The 15,338-nt window shown below is 30.1% G+C and carries 14 protein-coding genes (1 of these 14 only partly in view); all 14 read left to right on the top strand.

The genetic code is table 11. The features are described 5' to 3' along the window. Positions 1–8: 8 nt before the first annotated feature. Positions 9–371, top strand: coding sequence for a BlaI/MecI/CopY family transcriptional regulator (locus tag WAO56_RS05900; protein WP_422143370.1), 363 nt, complete (start codon positions 9–11; stop codon positions 369–371). Position 372: 1 nt separating this feature from the next. Next, positions 373–2,343 (top strand): M56 family metallopeptidase, encoded by a 1,971-nt coding sequence (locus WAO56_RS05895; RefSeq protein ID WP_422143371.1) that lies wholly within the window; start codon positions 373–375, stop codon positions 2,341–2,343. 169 nt (positions 2,344–2,512) lie between these two features. Next, positions 2,513–3,205 carry a response regulator transcription factor gene (locus WAO56_RS05890; RefSeq protein ID WP_422143372.1) on the top strand — a complete coding sequence of 231 codons (693 nt, stop codon included), beginning with the start codon at positions 2,513–2,515 and terminating at the stop codon, positions 3,203–3,205. Positions 3,206–3,215: 10 nt separating this feature from the next. After that, on the top strand, positions 3,216–5,453 hold the full coding sequence (locus WAO56_RS05885) for a histidine kinase dimerization/phospho-acceptor domain-containing protein (protein ID WP_422143373.1): 2,238 nt from the start codon (positions 3,216–3,218) through the stop codon (positions 5,451–5,453). Between the two features lie 203 nt (positions 5,454–5,656). Beyond that, a complete protein-coding gene (locus WAO56_RS05880) occupies positions 5,657–7,531 on the top strand; it encodes a Cna B-type domain-containing protein (protein ID WP_422143374.1) in 1,875 nt (624 codons plus the stop codon). Between the two features lie 176 nt (positions 7,532–7,707). After that, positions 7,708–8,469 carry a ParA family protein gene (locus WAO56_RS05875; RefSeq protein WP_422143375.1) on the top strand — a complete coding sequence of 254 codons (762 nt, stop codon included), beginning with the start codon at positions 7,708–7,710 and terminating at the stop codon, positions 8,467–8,469. An 8-nt stretch (positions 8,470–8,477) separates the two neighbouring features. Next, on the top strand, positions 8,478–9,296 hold the full coding sequence (locus WAO56_RS05870; protein WP_422143376.1) for a ParB/RepB/Spo0J family partition protein: 819 nt from the start codon (positions 8,478–8,480) through the stop codon (positions 9,294–9,296). Between the two features lie 5 nt (positions 9,297–9,301). After that, a complete protein-coding gene (locus WAO56_RS05865) occupies positions 9,302–9,946 on the top strand; it encodes a cyclodeaminase/cyclohydrolase family protein (RefSeq protein ID WP_422143377.1) in 645 nt (214 codons plus the stop codon). A 16-nt stretch (positions 9,947–9,962) separates the two neighbouring features. Further along, entirely contained in the window at positions 9,963–11,120 is a 1,158-nt protein-coding gene (locus tag WAO56_RS05860; protein WP_422143378.1) for an aminotransferase class V-fold PLP-dependent enzyme, read from the top strand. Continuing rightward, entirely contained in the window at positions 11,107–11,607 is a 501-nt protein-coding gene (locus tag WAO56_RS05855) for a DUF4446 family protein (RefSeq protein ID WP_422143379.1), read from the top strand. Before WAO56_RS05860 ends, WAO56_RS05855 begins: the two co-directional genes overlap by 14 nt. Positions 11,608–11,660: 53 nt before the next feature. Next, on the top strand, positions 11,661–12,638 hold the full coding sequence (gene pta, locus WAO56_RS05850) for a phosphate acetyltransferase (RefSeq protein ID WP_422143380.1): 978 nt from the start codon (positions 11,661–11,663) through the stop codon (positions 12,636–12,638). 116 nt (positions 12,639–12,754) lie between these two features. After that, positions 12,755–14,140: an amidohydrolase gene (locus tag WAO56_RS05845; protein WP_422143381.1), complete on the top strand. Its 1,386-nt coding sequence runs from the start codon at positions 12,755–12,757 to the stop codon at positions 14,138–14,140. Positions 14,141–14,150: 10 nt separating this feature from the next. After that, complete coding sequence (locus tag WAO56_RS05840; RefSeq protein WP_422143382.1) at positions 14,151–14,768, top strand: YczE/YyaS/YitT family protein; 618 nt, start codon at positions 14,151–14,153, stop codon at positions 14,766–14,768. 14 nt (positions 14,769–14,782) lie between these two features. Continuing rightward, a protein-coding gene (locus tag WAO56_RS05835; protein WP_422143383.1) for a MerR family transcriptional regulator crosses the window boundary here: on the top strand, positions 14,783–15,338 show its 5' portion. Its footprint extends 218 nt past the window's final position; only the first 556 of its 774 coding nucleotides appear in the window; it begins with the start codon at positions 14,783–14,785; the stop codon falls past the right edge of the window.

The following is a 15,338-nucleotide window of genomic DNA, read 5'->3' as shown; positions in this document are numbered from 1 at the left end:
GGTGTCTTATGAAAAAATTTAGTTTAAGTTTTAGTGAATTTAATCTTGCAAGTATTATTTGGGATGAGGAACCAATTAAATCAGGGGAACTTGTGAAATTAGCAAGGGAAAAGTTAGATTGGAAAAAATCAACAACCTACACTGTTTTAAAAAAATTGGAAGAAAAAAATATAATGGTAAATAATAATTCCCTAGTTACTTCTCTTGTAAAAAAGGAAGAAGTTCAAGGCTATGAATCAAAGGAGTTTATAAATAAAAGATTTGAGAATTCCTTACCTAGTTTTTTAACAGCTTTTATTGGAGATAATAAAATATCTGAAGAAGAAGCGGAGGAGTTAAAGAACTTAATCGACTCTTACAAGGAGGACTAAAATGAAAAACTTATTTTTAGAAGTCCTAGAATTAAGCATTAAATCCAGCTATATAATGTTAGTTTTCTTTGGAATAAGATTTTTAATAAGGAAATTACCTAAAATTTACTCCTATATTTTAATGGTATTAGCTTTTGTAAGACTTGTATTATTTAAGTCTATACCATCGGTTTTTAGTTTATTTAACTATGTAGAACAAAGGGATATTGTTGTAAATTATAGAAATAATATTCTTGGGGCAGTGGAAGTTGGAAGTGGACAAAAGACTTTAGAGAATATGTCTAGTACTGTAAAAACTATGGAAAATACAGCTAATATAGTTAGTAATTTCAATATATGGAATATACTTAGTATAATTTGGGTTATGGGAATTGCTTTTTTATTTGTATATAGTTTATATGGCTATATTAAATTAAAAAACAAACTCACCACTGCTGTGAAAATAAAAGATAATATTTATTTAAGTGAAAATATTTCCACTCCCTTTGTATTTGGGTTTATTAAACCTAAAATATATTTTCCTCTAGAGTTAAACTTTGAAGAAAAAGAATATATTTTAGAACATGAAAAAGTACATATTGAAAGAAAGGATTATATAATAAAGCCAATTTGTTTTGTTATTTTAGCAACCCATTGGTTTAATCCCTTAGTTTGGTTTTCCTACTATTTTCTTGTTCAAGATATGGAAATGTCCTGTGATGAAAAGGTAATAGAAAATTTTGAAGGGAAAATAAAGGTGGAATACTCTAAAAATATTTTAGATTTTGCTACAAAAAGAAATAAATACTTTATGGTTCCAATTGCTTTTTCAGAAAGTAATATAAAAAGTAGAATAAAAAATGTTTTAAAATATAAAAAATACCCTAGACTAGTTGGAATTGTATTAGTTTTAATGTTAACTATTATAGGTTGTACAACCTTACCAAACTCTAGGGAAAGTGATATAGTCACAAATGTAGAAACTGAGCATAGTGAACCTGATAATATCTATCCTAAATATGAGGAACTTGACAAAGAAAGAGAAGTGGAAATAAAAAAATTATATAATAGCAGAACGGATTTCGAAACTCTAAGCACCAGATATGGTTATGGTGATTTAAAAATGATAGATTCAATTGGAGAACATTTCTATTTACCTAGCCATGTTACATTAGAAAGTATTATTCCAAATGTAGATGAAAATTCAGGTGAAAATATTATTAGTATAGAGGTTAAGTTAGATAAATTATCTAAATATTTATTACCTTCCCGTAAAGACCTTGTTGATGAATATTATTTTTCAGATAATGTAGATATTGGAGAAATGAATGCTAATTTAATTTTTGTAACTATAAATGATGTAGACAAGGTTGTATTTAAATATAATTATAATTCAGAAATAGAAGAAAGGGTTTTTGAACCGAAAAACAAAGAAGTTTTTGAAGATAATAGACATGAGGATCGCTTTAGACAATATATTGATGGAATAGAATTTTTAAATGCAGGTGGCTATTTTAGAATTGAACAGCTAAGAATGGAAAATAATAGAATTAAGGATAATAGTTTTGGAGAAATAATGGATTATGGAGTATTCGGTTATTTGAATTTTGATTATAGAGATTATGAGGAGGATTACAGAGGTTATTTAGATATTAGTAGTGAATATAATCAAACATCTGTTGGTATAAAAGTAGAGGATAACAATATAGTTAACTATAATTATGTAGTCCATTATTCACTTTCAAAAATTGATAATGAAAAACCTAAATGGTATAGGACAGATACTATTTTAATAAAGGTAATTTTTCAAAAGGGTAAAGAAAATAGTGCAGGTGGAGACTTAGAGTATCTTAAGACTAAGAGAATGAAGGTTGATGAAGTAACTAAAAATAATTTTGATTCTTTCTTTGGTAAGGGAGAGTACGAAAAATATAAGGATAAAATTAAAACAAAAAATGAAGTAGTTAAAGAAATTTTAGAAAGGGAGAACTAATAAATTAAAAAGAGGCAAAGGCCTCTTTTTTTGTGGAATTTTGTAAATTGGAAAATATTTGAAAATAATATTATATAATTATTATATCTGTCTTAATAATTTCTTAATAATTAAGTAATAAGTTTGTAAAAGTTAACTGTTATTATAAAAGTACAAAGGAGAGTTAAGTATGAAAAGTTACAATATTTTAGTTTGCGAAGATGATGTGGCAATAGCAAATTCTATTGAAATATTTTTAAAAAATCAAAATTATAATATTTTTAAGGCCTATGATGGTTTAGAAGGTTTAAAGATTTTCAAGGAAAATAAAATTGACCTGGTTATTATGGATTTAATGATGCCAAATCTTTCAGGTGAAGAGGCTATTATAAAACTAAGGGAAATTTCCTATGTTCCAATAATAATATTATCGGCAAAATCAGAGGATATGGATAAAATTACAGGTCTTAATATTGGGGCAGATGATTATATTACTAAACCCTTTAATAATTTAGAATTAATTGCCAGGGTTAATTCAGCTATTAGGAGATTTTATAGTTATCAGGTGAAAAAAGTAAATGACGATATTATAGAAATTGGTGGTGTAAAGTTAAATACTTTAGATAAAACAGCCAATGTTGATGGAAAATTAGTTCATCTTACAGCTATTGAATATGATATTTTAGAACTTTTAATGAAAAATCCCAATAGGGTTTTTTCCATTGATGAGATTTACGAAAGAATTTGGAATGAGCCAGCTCTTGATTCAAAAACTGTAACAGTTCATATTAGACGAATTAGGGAAAAAATAGAAATAGATCCAAAAAACCCGATGTATATTAAGGTTGCATGGGGTTTAGGCTACAAATTTGAAGGGGATTAAGGTGACTTTTATGAACAATGAAAATAAAGGGTTTTTTAATAAATTAAGGTATACAGGTTGGGGAAGGGTTTTAACTTTCATTCTGATTATATTAATATCTGCTGCTGTAGGTTTTGCAGTACTTGAAAGTAATACAAATCTATCGGAAAAAGATATAGCTGAAAATTATATAGAGAATTATTTTACTTTTAATTTAGACCGTATTCTACATGACGGTTATTATAGTAATGAAAATGTAGTAAACTATAAAATCGATTTGAAATATGAAAATGAGGAAGAAGAGACTTTAGAACAAGCCTATGATTATAAAAATTTAGCAAATATTGAAGAAAATAAGGGAAATTTAATTTTTCTAAAGGGAAAATTTGTTAAAGATACCGGCTTAGAGTTTGAAAATAACAATATAGAAGATGAAAATATAAAACACCAGACAGAAGAAATATTAAAACTATATTTTTCTGAAGAAAAACAAAGTAAAGAAATTTCTGAAACAATAAATTCATCAGACGAAGATTATTTGGAAAAAATGAGAGCTATAGAGGAGTTTTCTATAGTAGAGGATGGTGAAGAATACAGATACACCAAAGAAGAGTATGGAACCTTTGATGGAGGAATGTCAATTACTGAAGCACAAGAAATATATGGTGATGATGTAATATTGGATATTGTAGAGAATGTAGGAGGGCCAGTAGGGTATATTTATCCAAAGGGTCAAGTTACCATATATGATGAGTCAGAAGTTCATAAAGTAGAAAGTGCGGACTTTGTATTTACAGTAAACAGAGATGATGTAGTAAGTAATCCTTTTATTATATACAATACAGAACGACTTGTGCTATTAGGCTTTTTACCGGCAATAGCCTTGGCTGTTTTATTGGTATTAATCTTTAATGCTCTAAGTGATTATGAGAAGATGAAAAATATAAAATATATTAGGTTTATGGATAGATGGTATTTGGATATTTCAATTTTTTCTTGTTTTGCAATATTTATTTTAATAATCTACTTTGTACAGGAAAATTTATACGCTTATACAGGAGGAGTTGCTGATACAATTTTCATTATAAAACTAGTGGTTCTATCCCTTGCTTCAATTATAGGCCTTATGCTTTTCTCCTATGGATTGTTTGTTATTAAGGTACTCTATAATAATGGAATAATTTATTCTATTAAAAACAAGACCTTTACTGCTTGGGCAATAAGAAAAATAGTAGAATTAATTAAGAGGTTTAAATTATTTATTAAAGTCCAAATAAAGGATGTGGGAACAATAGGACTACTTGGTACTGTTTTAATTACCCTTACCTTGGCAATAATTACAATATTCTTTAGTGCTTTAACTGGAAATATGAGTGCATGGTTCTTTTTTGGCCTAATAGCCTTAATAGGAACCTTCCTATTGATTAAAAGCTTTGTAAAGAATATAAAAAATATTAATGACAAGTCATCGGAAATAGCTAAGGGAAACTACGATGTTAAGGTAGATGAAACTATGCCATATTTTAAAAATATAGCCCATAATTTTAACACAATAGGGGATAATTTAACTACAGCTGTTGAGGAACAGGTTAAGGCCGAAAGAATGAGAACAGAACTTATTACCAATGTTAGCCACGACTTAAAAACTCCTTTAACATCTATTATAAATTATTCTAAAATATTAATAGATGAAGAAGCCTCCCCTGAAGAAAAACAGGAGTATGCAAAGGTAGTTTATGAAAAGTCCTTAAAATTAAAAACCTTAATTGAAGATTTATTTCAAATAAGTAAGGCTACTACTAATAATATAGAATTTGAAAAGGAAAAATTGGATTTTTCTGCCCTTACTTTACAGGGAATTGGAGAATGGAAGGATTATTTTGAAGAAAAGAACCTAACTATAGTTTTTAATAAGCCGGATTATCCTATAGTTCTAGAGTTAGATGGCAACAAAACCTACAGGGTTTTAGATAACATTATGAGTAATATTTACAAATATGCCCAAGAAAACACCAGGGTGTACATGGATTTAAAGGAAAGCTTAGAAAATATTGAACTTACCATTAAAAATATTTCTGCCTATGAATTAAATATTTCAGCAGATGAATTAATGGAACGCTTTACAAGAGGTGACAAGTCAAGAACAACAGACGGTTCTGGTTTAGGTCTTTCAATAGCTTCTTCTCTAATAGAAGGACAAGGTGGAAAATTTAATATAGAAATTGATGGAGATTTATTTAAAGTAACTATAGAATTTCCTAAGGAATAATATAGTAGAGCAAGTAGCTTAGTTTAACAATAAAGTTACTTGCTTTTTATTTGTTTTAAATAGTTTTTTGTAATGATATTGTTAGTTTAATATTAGACAATTATAGGTATAATTAAAGTAGCAAGAAGTTTCTTTAGTTTGTTTTTTATGATGATAGATATTGAATTTTATTTTCGTATCTATATATAGAGAGGGGGGTTATTATGAAAAAATTTAAGAAGGGATTATCATTCCTATTGCTTTCTTTTATGTTGTTAAATATTATATTACCAGTGCAAACACTAGCATCAACAACAGAAGAAGTGAATGTTAAAGTAAACTGGTCTGATAATGAGAACAAAAATGGAAAAAGACCGGAATCTGTAGAGGTTGAATTACTTGCAAACGAAAAACCTGTAGGTACAGCTACCTTAAATGAAAATGGCAAATGGTCATATAAATGGGCCGGTTTAGCTAAGGAGGAAAATGGAAAGGCTATAAACTATACTGTAAAGGAAAAGACTTTTCCAAGTGAATACACTATAAGTAAAAGTGCAAATAGTGGTTTAACTACAATTACTGCTACTTATAAGCTAGAGGAAAACAAAACAGTAGAAACAGATGCTATAGAAGCTCCTAAAACAGAGGAAAAAATTACCTTAGCAAATACGCAAACACCTAAGGAAGCAGAAGCTACCAAGGTGGAAGAAGATAAAAAAACCATAGAAACAACAGAAGAGACTAAAGAAATTAAAGCACCGGAAGTAACAACTGTAGTAAAAGACGAAAAAACAAGCCTTAAAGTAACTATTGTTTGGGAGGATAATAATAACGCTGAAAAACTTCGTCCTACAAATATAAAAGTACAGTTAAATAAGGCTGGAACTCCTTTAAAAGACCCTGTAGAGTTAAATGAAAATAATAATTGGGCACATACGTGGTCAGACTTAGATAAGGCAGATGATTATACAGTTACTGTAGTAGAACCATCTAAAGATTATGACTTTGTTTTCAATAAAGCAGACGGAACAATAAAGGCTACTTTAAAAGAAGTTCCTACAGAACCAATTGAAACAACATCATTAACAGCAGAAAAAGTATGGAAAGACAATGACAATAAAACAAAGGCTCGTCCAAGTTACATAGAAGTTCAACTATATAAAAATGATAAGGTTGAGGGAGCGGTAGTTAAACTAGATGCAGATAACAAGTGGACTTACACTTGGGATAATTTACCAAAAACGGAAGATGATAAAATCGTAGACTATACTGTTAAAGAGGTAAATGTTCCAAAGGGTTATGATGTAAGCTATGATAGAGAAAGTACGGCGGGAAGGGTTTATGTAATAAACACTATAAAACCTGTTGAAGTTGAAACAACATCAATAACAGCGGAAAAAGTATGGAAAGACAATAACAATAAAACAAAGGCTCGTCCAAGCTATGTAGAAGTTCAACTATATAAAAATGGTAAGGCTGAAGGAAAAGTCGCTAAATTAGACGCAAACAATAAATGGACTTACACTTGGGATAATTTACCAAAAACTGAAAATGATAAAAACATAGACTATAGTGTTAAAGAGGTAAATGTTCCAAAGGGTTATGATGTTAGTTATGATACAAAAAGCAAGGTAGGAAGAGTTTATGTAGTAAATACTATAAAATCAACTCCTACAGATAATAAAACATCAGTTACTGTAGAAAAGAAATGGGATGATAAAAATTCCAAATCCAGACCTACAAGTGTAGAAGTTAGATTATATAAGAATGGTAAGGCAATAGGCCAAACTATTAAAGTTGACGAAAAAAACAAGTGGAAATATACATGGACTAATTTAGATAAAACAGAAAATGGCAAAGTGGTAAAATATACTGTTAAGGAAGTAAATGTTCCAAAGGGATATGAAGCTAAGTACAGTACAGACAAGAAAACCGGTAATTTAATAGTTACCAATACCTTAAAAACAGCAGGTAGTGGAACAAGTACAAGTAAAAAACAATTACCTAAAACCGGTATAGCCAGTACATTAGGTACATCTATTGTAGGTTTAGGATTGGTACTGGGAGGAATAAGTCAATTTAAGAAAAAAGATGATTAGAGCTTATATTATGAAAGGCGGGTTTGCTTTTAGTAAATCCGCTTTTTATATGCCTATAATTATAGAGTATTTATTTTCCTATATAATATAGTAGAAAGCTGATATAATAGACAAATAGGGCAAGTGTAAATCTCTTGTTATAAAATATGCTATAATTATTTGAAGAAGGAGGTATTATGAAAGCAATTTGCGTATTTAACCAAAAAGGTGGAGTAGGAAAAACCACGACAGTTGTAAATTTATCGGCAGCTTTAGGACTTAAAAAGAAGAAAGTTCTAGTAGTTGACCTTGATCCTCAAGGTAATAGTTCGTCTGGTTTTGGTATAGATAAAAATACATTAGACCATAATGTTTATGATTTATTTATCAATGATACTTTACCGATTTCTGAATTAATATATAAAACTAAATCTAAAAATGTTGATATAATACCTTCAAATACAGCCTTGTCAGGAGTAGAAGTCGAACTTATTAATGTAGCAGACAGGGAATCGATTTTGAAAAAAGCTTTAAAGGACTGTAAGGATTATGATTATATTATAATGGACTGTCCGCCTTCTTTGGGAATTCTTAGTATTAATGCCCTTACTGCATCGGATTCTGTTTTAATTCCAATTCAAAGTGAATACTATGCATTAGAAGGTGTAAGTCAATTAGTAGAAACTATAAATTTAGTTAAAAAATCTTTAAATAAAAAGTTAGAGGTTGAAGGTGTTTTAATTAGCATGTTTGATGGAAGAAACAACCTTTCCTTAGAGGTAGTTGAGGAAGTTAAAAAGTATTTTAAAAACAAGGTTTTTAAAACAATTATTCCAAGAAATGTTCGTCTGGCAGAAGCTCCTAGTTATGGGGAAAGCATTTTTGATTATGATGAAAAATCCAAGGGAGCTATTGCATATGAAAAGTTGGCTAAAGAAATAATCAAGAATAATAAATAGGTGATATAATGGCGAGAAAAAAAGGATTAGGCAAGGGGTTAGAAGCATTAATCCCACAAGATATAGAGGAAACTGTTGAAGATGGAGAAGTTCAAGAGCTGGAATTAAATAAGATTTTTCCTAGAAAAGATCAGCCAAGGAAGGAATTTGACGAAGATTCCCTAATGGAGTTAAGGGATTCAATTTTGGAATTTGGAATAATTCAACCGATTATTGTAAGACAAAAAGATGATATTTACGAAATTGTTGCTGGAGAAAGAAGATATAGGGCTGCTTCCTTAGCTAATTTAGACAAAATTCCTGTTAGAATTATGGATATTGGAGATGAGGATATTAAGGAAATATCCATAATTGAAAATATTCAAAGGGAAGACCTTAATCCCTTGGAAGAAGCTATGGCTTATGATGAGCTAATGAAGGAATTTAATTATACTCAACAGGACTTAAGTGAAAGAATTGGTAAAAGTAGGTCTTATATAGCCAATACTATTCGACTTTTAAAACTGGACCCAGAAATACTGGAGCATTTAAAGGAAGGAAATATTACATCAACACAGGCTAGGTCCCTACTATCTATTAAGGATAGAAAAAATAGGTTTAAAATGTTAGATAAATTGTTGTTAAAACAATCTAATGTTAGAGATGTTGAGAAATTTACTACTAAAAAAAGAGCTAAGGATATTTACCAGCAGGAATTAGAAGAAAAACTTGTTGAACGTCTAGGAACAAAGGTAAATTTAAAACCTAAGAGAAAAGGCGGAAAAATAGAAATAACATATATGAATAATGATGATTTAGAAAGAATATTAGAAATAATAGGAGGTTAATTATTATGTTTATTGACATGGGGCTTGTTGAATACTTGGAAAAAACAAAGTCGAAGGATATGCCAGGTGGAGGTTCTGTAGTAGGTTATACTGGAGCCTTAGGAGCAGCTTTAACTATGATGGTTGCAAATTTAACATATGGGAAAAAATCCTTTGAGTCTTTAGATGAAGCTATTAAAGATGAAGTAAAAAAAGATTACGATAAAATGGACGCTTTAATAGAAGAATTAAAGAAAATGGTTGATGAAGATGCAAAATCCTTTGATGGTGTTTTAGATGCCTATAAATTACCAAAGGAAACAGAGGAGGAAAAAGCTTTTAGAAAGCAAAAAATCCAAGAAGGCTATAAGGTTGCAATGGATGTTCCTTTAAAGACCTGTGAATTGATTTTAGAATGTATGAGAAATCAAAGATCTTTTGCAAAGTATGGAAATATTTATGCTATTACAGACCAAGGAGCTGGAACCTTATTATTGGCAGCAAGTGGAGAGGCTGTTTTATTAAATGTAATAATTAATTTAAACAGTATAGATGAAGGTCCTTATAAGGAAGAAGTAAAGGAGAAATTAGCCAAATATACTGAGGAAATTAAAGAATTAAAAGAAGAATTAATGAATAGCTGTTATGGTAGATTAGAAATTATGAAATAGAATTTGAGGGATGACTTTGATATATTTTGACAACGCTGCAACTACATTTCCAAAACCGGAAATAGTCTATGAAAAAACATTAGATGCAATGAAAAACTTTGGTGCAAATCCTGGTAGATCAGGACATAGACTTTCTTTAAAAATGGATAGGGAAATTTTTGATGTAAGGCAAAAACTAACGGATTTTATTGGAGGAGATAACCCTTTAAATCTTATTTTTACTAAAAATTGTACGGAGAGTTTGAATATTGCAATAAAAGGTATTGTAGAAGAAAAAAGTCATGTAATTACTACAGCAATGGAACATAATTCCGTTCTTAGACCTTTAAAGCAACTGGAAAACATAGGCTATATTGATTTAACAATAATTCCGGCTAATGAACTAGGGTTAATAGATATAGAAGATATTAAAAACTCTATTAGGGAAAACACAAAATTATGTGTAATTACAATTATGAGTAATTTAGTTGGAACTATAACGGAAATAGATGAAATATCGAAGATTTTAAAAGAAAACAATGTAAAACTAATAGTTGATGCAGCTCAAGGAATTGGTTATTTAGATATAGATGTTATTAAGTCTAATATAGATATTCTTTGTTTTCCCGGTCATAAATCCCTATTTGGTCCAATGGGAACAGGTGGACTATACATAAATGGAGATTTAGAATTAAAAACCATAATAGAAGGTGGAACGGGAAGTTTTTCCCTAGATTTAAACCAACCAAATGTTTATCCCGACAAATTAGAAGCTGGTACCTTAAATGGAACTTCCATAGTAGGACTAGGTGCAGGAATTGATTTTATAAATGAAGTAGGATTAAAAACTATAAGAGAACATGAAAATCAATTAAAGGATAAGTTTATAGACGGATTAAAAAACATAGGTGGTATAACTATTTATGGACCAGGAGACAGTAGGCAGGGTCATGTTGTACCTATAAATATAAGGGATTTAGATTCGTCGGAACTAGCCTTTAGGCTAGATGATGAATATGGAATTTGCGTAAGAGCAGGTTACCATTGTGCTCCTCTAGCACATAGAAGTATAGGAACAGAGGAATTAGGAGCAGCGCGTTTTAGCTTCTCATATTTTAATACCTTAGAAGAAGTACAAAAAGCGTTGGAAATTTTAGAAAAAATTGCGAAAGAGGTAACTAATGGAAACATTTAAAACTATTGTACAAACAGGAAGTTTTTTCTTGTTTATTCTTTTAGCATTTTTTATGTTTGTAGCTTTTTCTAATATATTTAAATTAAATAAAAAAATCAATAGACTAAAAAAAAGATACGATAATATTCTAAAGGGTAAAGGGGAATTGAATTTAGAAGAGGTTTTAGTTGCACATTCTGAAGATATAGATAAGATTAAATCGGATATTGGAACTATTGCATCTGCCCAGGAAATAATAAAGTCAGATGTTTCCAAATCTATTCAAAAAGTTGGTTTTCATAAATACGATGCCTTTCCGGAACTTAGAAATAGACTGTCATATACTCTTGTATTGTTAGATAGTTATAATAATGGAATTATGATTACTAGTATATATGGTAGGGAAAGTTCAGTATCTTTTTCAAAGGAAATAGAAAAGGGAAGAGCAAAAGCAAATATTTCAGATGATGAAAAAATTGCCTTAGATAAGGCACTGAACACATATTGAAAATGAAATTAATGATATTATATTTATATATACTTAAATAGGAGTGACTAATATTGAATATTATAGAATCTATTAAAGAAAAAGTAGCTGGAAAAAACATGAAGATAGTATTTCCAGAAGGTGAGGACAAAAGGGTTTTAGGAGCAGCAATAAAACTTAAAAATGAAGGTTTAATTGAACCTATAATGCTTGGAGATATTAAAGAAATAGAAAAAACTGCAAAGGAAAATTCTTTTGATATTTCTAAATTACAAATTATTGAAATTGAAAAATATGATGAATTTGATTTATTAGTAGATGCTTTTGTTGAAAGAAGAAAAGGAAAAGCAACAAGAGAGCAAGCTGTGGAAATGCTAAAAACAGTTAACTATTTTGGAACTATGTTAGTCTATACAGGAAAGGCTGATGGTCTAGTAAGTGGAGCTGTATTTTCAACAGGTGACACTGTAAGACCGGCATTACAAATAATAAAAACCAGACCGGGAGTTTCAAGAACCAGTGGAGCAATGTTAATGTTAGGGCAAAATGGCGAAAAATATATGTTTGCCGATATTGCTATTAATATTACCTTAGAGCCACAAGAATTAGCAGAAGTTGCTGTAGAAACAGCTAAAACAGCTAGAATTTTTGATATAGATCCAAAAGTTGCCATGTTAAGTTTCTCAACAATGGGTTCAGCAAAACATGAACTTGCTGAAAGAGTTGCAGAAGCTACAAAAATAGCTAAAGAATTAGCACCGGATTTAGCCTTAGATGGAGAAATGCAATTTGATGCAGCTATAGCACCGGAAGTAGGAGCTAAAAAAGCGCCAAATTCACCAGTAGCCGGAAAAGCTAATGTATTTATATTCCCAGACCTACAAGCTGGAAATATAGGTTATAAAATAGCACAAAGACTTGGAGGCTATGAGGCAATAGGGCCTATATTACAAGGGTTAAATATGCCAATATCAGACCTTTCAAGAGGAAGTAACGAAGAGGATATTTACAAATTATCACTAATAACAGCTGCACAAGCATTAGAAAATTAAATTTATAGACTAAGATTAGCATTGGAGAAATCCAGTGCTTTTTTATTTGTTAAAAACTTGAAAGTATAGTTACTATATGCTTTATAGTAATACGTAAGCAATAAAGGGGAAGGAAAATGGGAAAAATAATACATATAAAAAATGCAAAAGCAATAGTTACTTGTGATGAAAACGATAGTGTATATTGGGATAGTGACATTCTAATAAGAGGACAGGAAATATTGGAAATAGGACCTAACTTAGAGCCGGGAAATGTAGATGAAACAATAGATGGCAGAGATAAATATATTTATCCCGGACTTATTAACACCCATCATCATTTTTTTCAAACTTTTGTTAGAAATACTTTAAAAGTTGATTATGTCAATATGACAGTTCCTGAGTGGTTAGACAGAATATATCCTGTTTTTCAAAAAATAAACAATGACGTAATATATTATTCATCTTTAACAGCAATGGGTGATTTATTGAAGCACGGTTGTACTACTGCATTTGATCATCAATATTGCTATACTACTGAAACAGGAACTGAGCCTGTTGACAGACAAATGGAAGCTGCCGAGGAATTAGGAATCAGATATCATGCTGGTCGTGGCACCAATACACTTCCTAGAAGTGAAGGAAGTACAATGCCAGAAAATATGTTAGAAACAACAGATGTTTTTATAAAGGACTGTCAAAGATTAATAGAAAAATATCATGATAATAGTAAATTTTCAAAAAGTCAGATTGTTGTCGCTCCATGTCAAATTATGAATTGTTATTTAGACACTTTCAAAGAATCGATAAAATTAGCTAGAGCTTATGATGTTAGATTGCATACCCATCTTGGAGAAGGAGAAAATGAAATTATTAAAGAAAGATGGGGAAAAAGAAGTTTAGACCTATGTGAAGAAATGGGTTTCATAGGGGAAGATGTTTGGTTTGCTCATGGATGGGAAATGACAGATGATGAGCTAGATAGATTAGCAAAAATGAAAACAGGAATATCACATTGTCCAGGTCCTGCAATACTTGGAGGATTTCCAATTATAGATATGAAGAAGATGATAGAAAAAGGCGTTGTAACCAGCTTAGGATGCGATGGCTCAGCGACAAATGATAGTTCAAGTCTATTAGATTCTCTAAGAATTGCATTTTTGATGCAATCATACTTTAGTAAGGAAAGGGGAGGGGCTATAAGTCCTTATGACTTATTGAAAATATCAACTATAAATGGTGCTAGAACATTAGGCAGAAATGATATCGGAACGTTGGAAAAGGGGAAGGCTGCCGATTTGTTTATGATTGATATGAATAATATTGAACTGACAGGAATGCATCATGATCCAAAGAATATGTTGGCAAGAGGCGGAGTTACAGGAGCTACTTATTTGACTATGGTAGGAGGAGAAGTAGTTTCAAGAGAAGGGAGACTTACTAAAGTAGACGAAGAGGAGTTAAGCAAAAAAGGTGAAAAAATTTGTACACAAGTATTAAGAAATACAACAGATGCTTTTTAATGAGGATATTATGGAAAACAAAAAAATAGATATGGCAACAATAATAATAAATACATTAAAAGTATGTGTCGGGTTGTTAATTTCAGGAATAGGGACTGCATTTATGTTTAATGCAGGGCAAGGAAGTGCGCCAGCTGCAACAATAACGGAAGGAATATCGGTATTTACAGGATTTAATTATGGGATATCTGGAATAATAGTCAATGTATTCTTTTTAATAATACTATTAATATTTGATAGACAACTAATAAATGTTGGAACGGTATTAGCAACTTTTTTCCTAGGTTACTTTATAGACTTAGGAGTGTTTCTTTTAGCTCCCTTAAATATTATAGGAATGGGTACAGTATTAAAAACTATTATGATGTTAATAGGCTGTATTATTACTGCAATTGGCTTGGGTTATTACATAGGTGTAGATTTCGGAACCGGTGCTATGGATGGGATGTCAGTTATACTTAATAAACGATTGAAAATACCTTTTACCTATTGTAGATGGGGAATGGATGCCTTATTAATGGTAATAGGAGTTATATTAGGAGCATCTTGGGGACTTGGCACAGTAGCTTCAATTGTATTGACCGGTCCTATAATGTCCTATATAATAAATAAAATGAAAAAAGAATAATGGTGAAATAATAGATGAAAGATTTCATGAAAATTGGAGAAATAAGTGACTTGTTTGGACTAAATAAACAAACTCTACATTATTATGATAAGGTAGGTTTATTTAGACCTGCACATATAGAAGAAAATGGCTACAGAGCATATACATTTGAACAATGTTATGAATTAGCGTCTATATGTAATATGCGATATTTAGGATATTCTATAAAGCAAATAAAAAAAATATTGGAAAAGCAAAACATGGAAATTTCTCTTAGAGCTATGGAAACTCAAAAATCTATTATAGATGAAAAAATTAAGAAATTATTAGTGGTAAAAGAAGCTATAAACAGAAAAATGATATTTGTAGAAAAGGAAAGTAGGAAAATAGATTTAGGAAAAACTTATATTAAAGAGTTCCCTGAACGATATTATATTCCTATAGGAAAAGAAGAACTACTCTATAAGGATGAAGCCTTTTATTATAATCCTACTATAGTATTTTATGAAAATATGAAAAGAATGGATTTTGGTGCATATTTAGAAAATGAAAAAGAAGTATCCTTATATAGTAAAGAGACCTTAAAAATTA

Source organism: Miniphocaeibacter sp. (assembly GCF_049276255.1).
Classification (GTDB): Bacteria; Bacillota; Clostridia; order Tissierellales; family Peptoniphilaceae; genus Miniphocaeibacter.
Note: the sequence above shows the minus strand (reverse complement) of the source record. Positions and strands in the feature narration are given on the sequence as shown.

Bases quoted from the DNA above. Each gene is read 5' to 3' on its own strand.
- WAO56_RS05885 (WP_422143373.1), top strand. From the start codon at position 3,216: ATGAACAATGAAAATAAAGGGTTTTTTAATAAATTAAGGTATACAGGT.
- WAO56_RS05840 (WP_422143382.1), top strand. From the start codon at position 14,151: ATGGAAAACAAAAAAATAGATATGGCAACAATAATAATAAATACATTA.
- WAO56_RS05890 (WP_422143372.1), top strand. From the start codon at position 2,513: ATGAAAAGTTACAATATTTTAGTTTGCGAAGATGATGTGGCAATAGCA.
- WAO56_RS05895 (WP_422143371.1), top strand. From the start codon at position 373: ATGAAAAACTTATTTTTAGAAGTCCTAGAATTAAGCATTAAATCCAGC.
- WAO56_RS05870 (WP_422143376.1), top strand. From the start codon at position 8,478: ATGGCGAGAAAAAAAGGATTAGGCAAGGGGTTAGAAGCATTAATCCCA.
- WAO56_RS05900 (WP_422143370.1), top strand. From the start codon at position 9: ATGAAAAAATTTAGTTTAAGTTTTAGTGAATTTAATCTTGCAAGTATT.
- WAO56_RS05875 (WP_422143375.1), top strand. From the start codon at position 7,708: ATGAAAGCAATTTGCGTATTTAACCAAAAAGGTGGAGTAGGAAAAACC.
- WAO56_RS05855 (WP_422143379.1), top strand. From the start codon at position 11,107: ATGGAAACATTTAAAACTATTGTACAAACAGGAAGTTTTTTCTTGTTT.
- WAO56_RS05865 (WP_422143377.1), top strand. From the start codon at position 9,302: ATGTTTATTGACATGGGGCTTGTTGAATACTTGGAAAAAACAAAGTCG.
- WAO56_RS05880 (WP_422143374.1), top strand. From the start codon at position 5,657: ATGAAAAAATTTAAGAAGGGATTATCATTCCTATTGCTTTCTTTTATG.
- WAO56_RS05845 (WP_422143381.1), top strand. From the start codon at position 12,755: ATGGGAAAAATAATACATATAAAAAATGCAAAAGCAATAGTTACTTGT.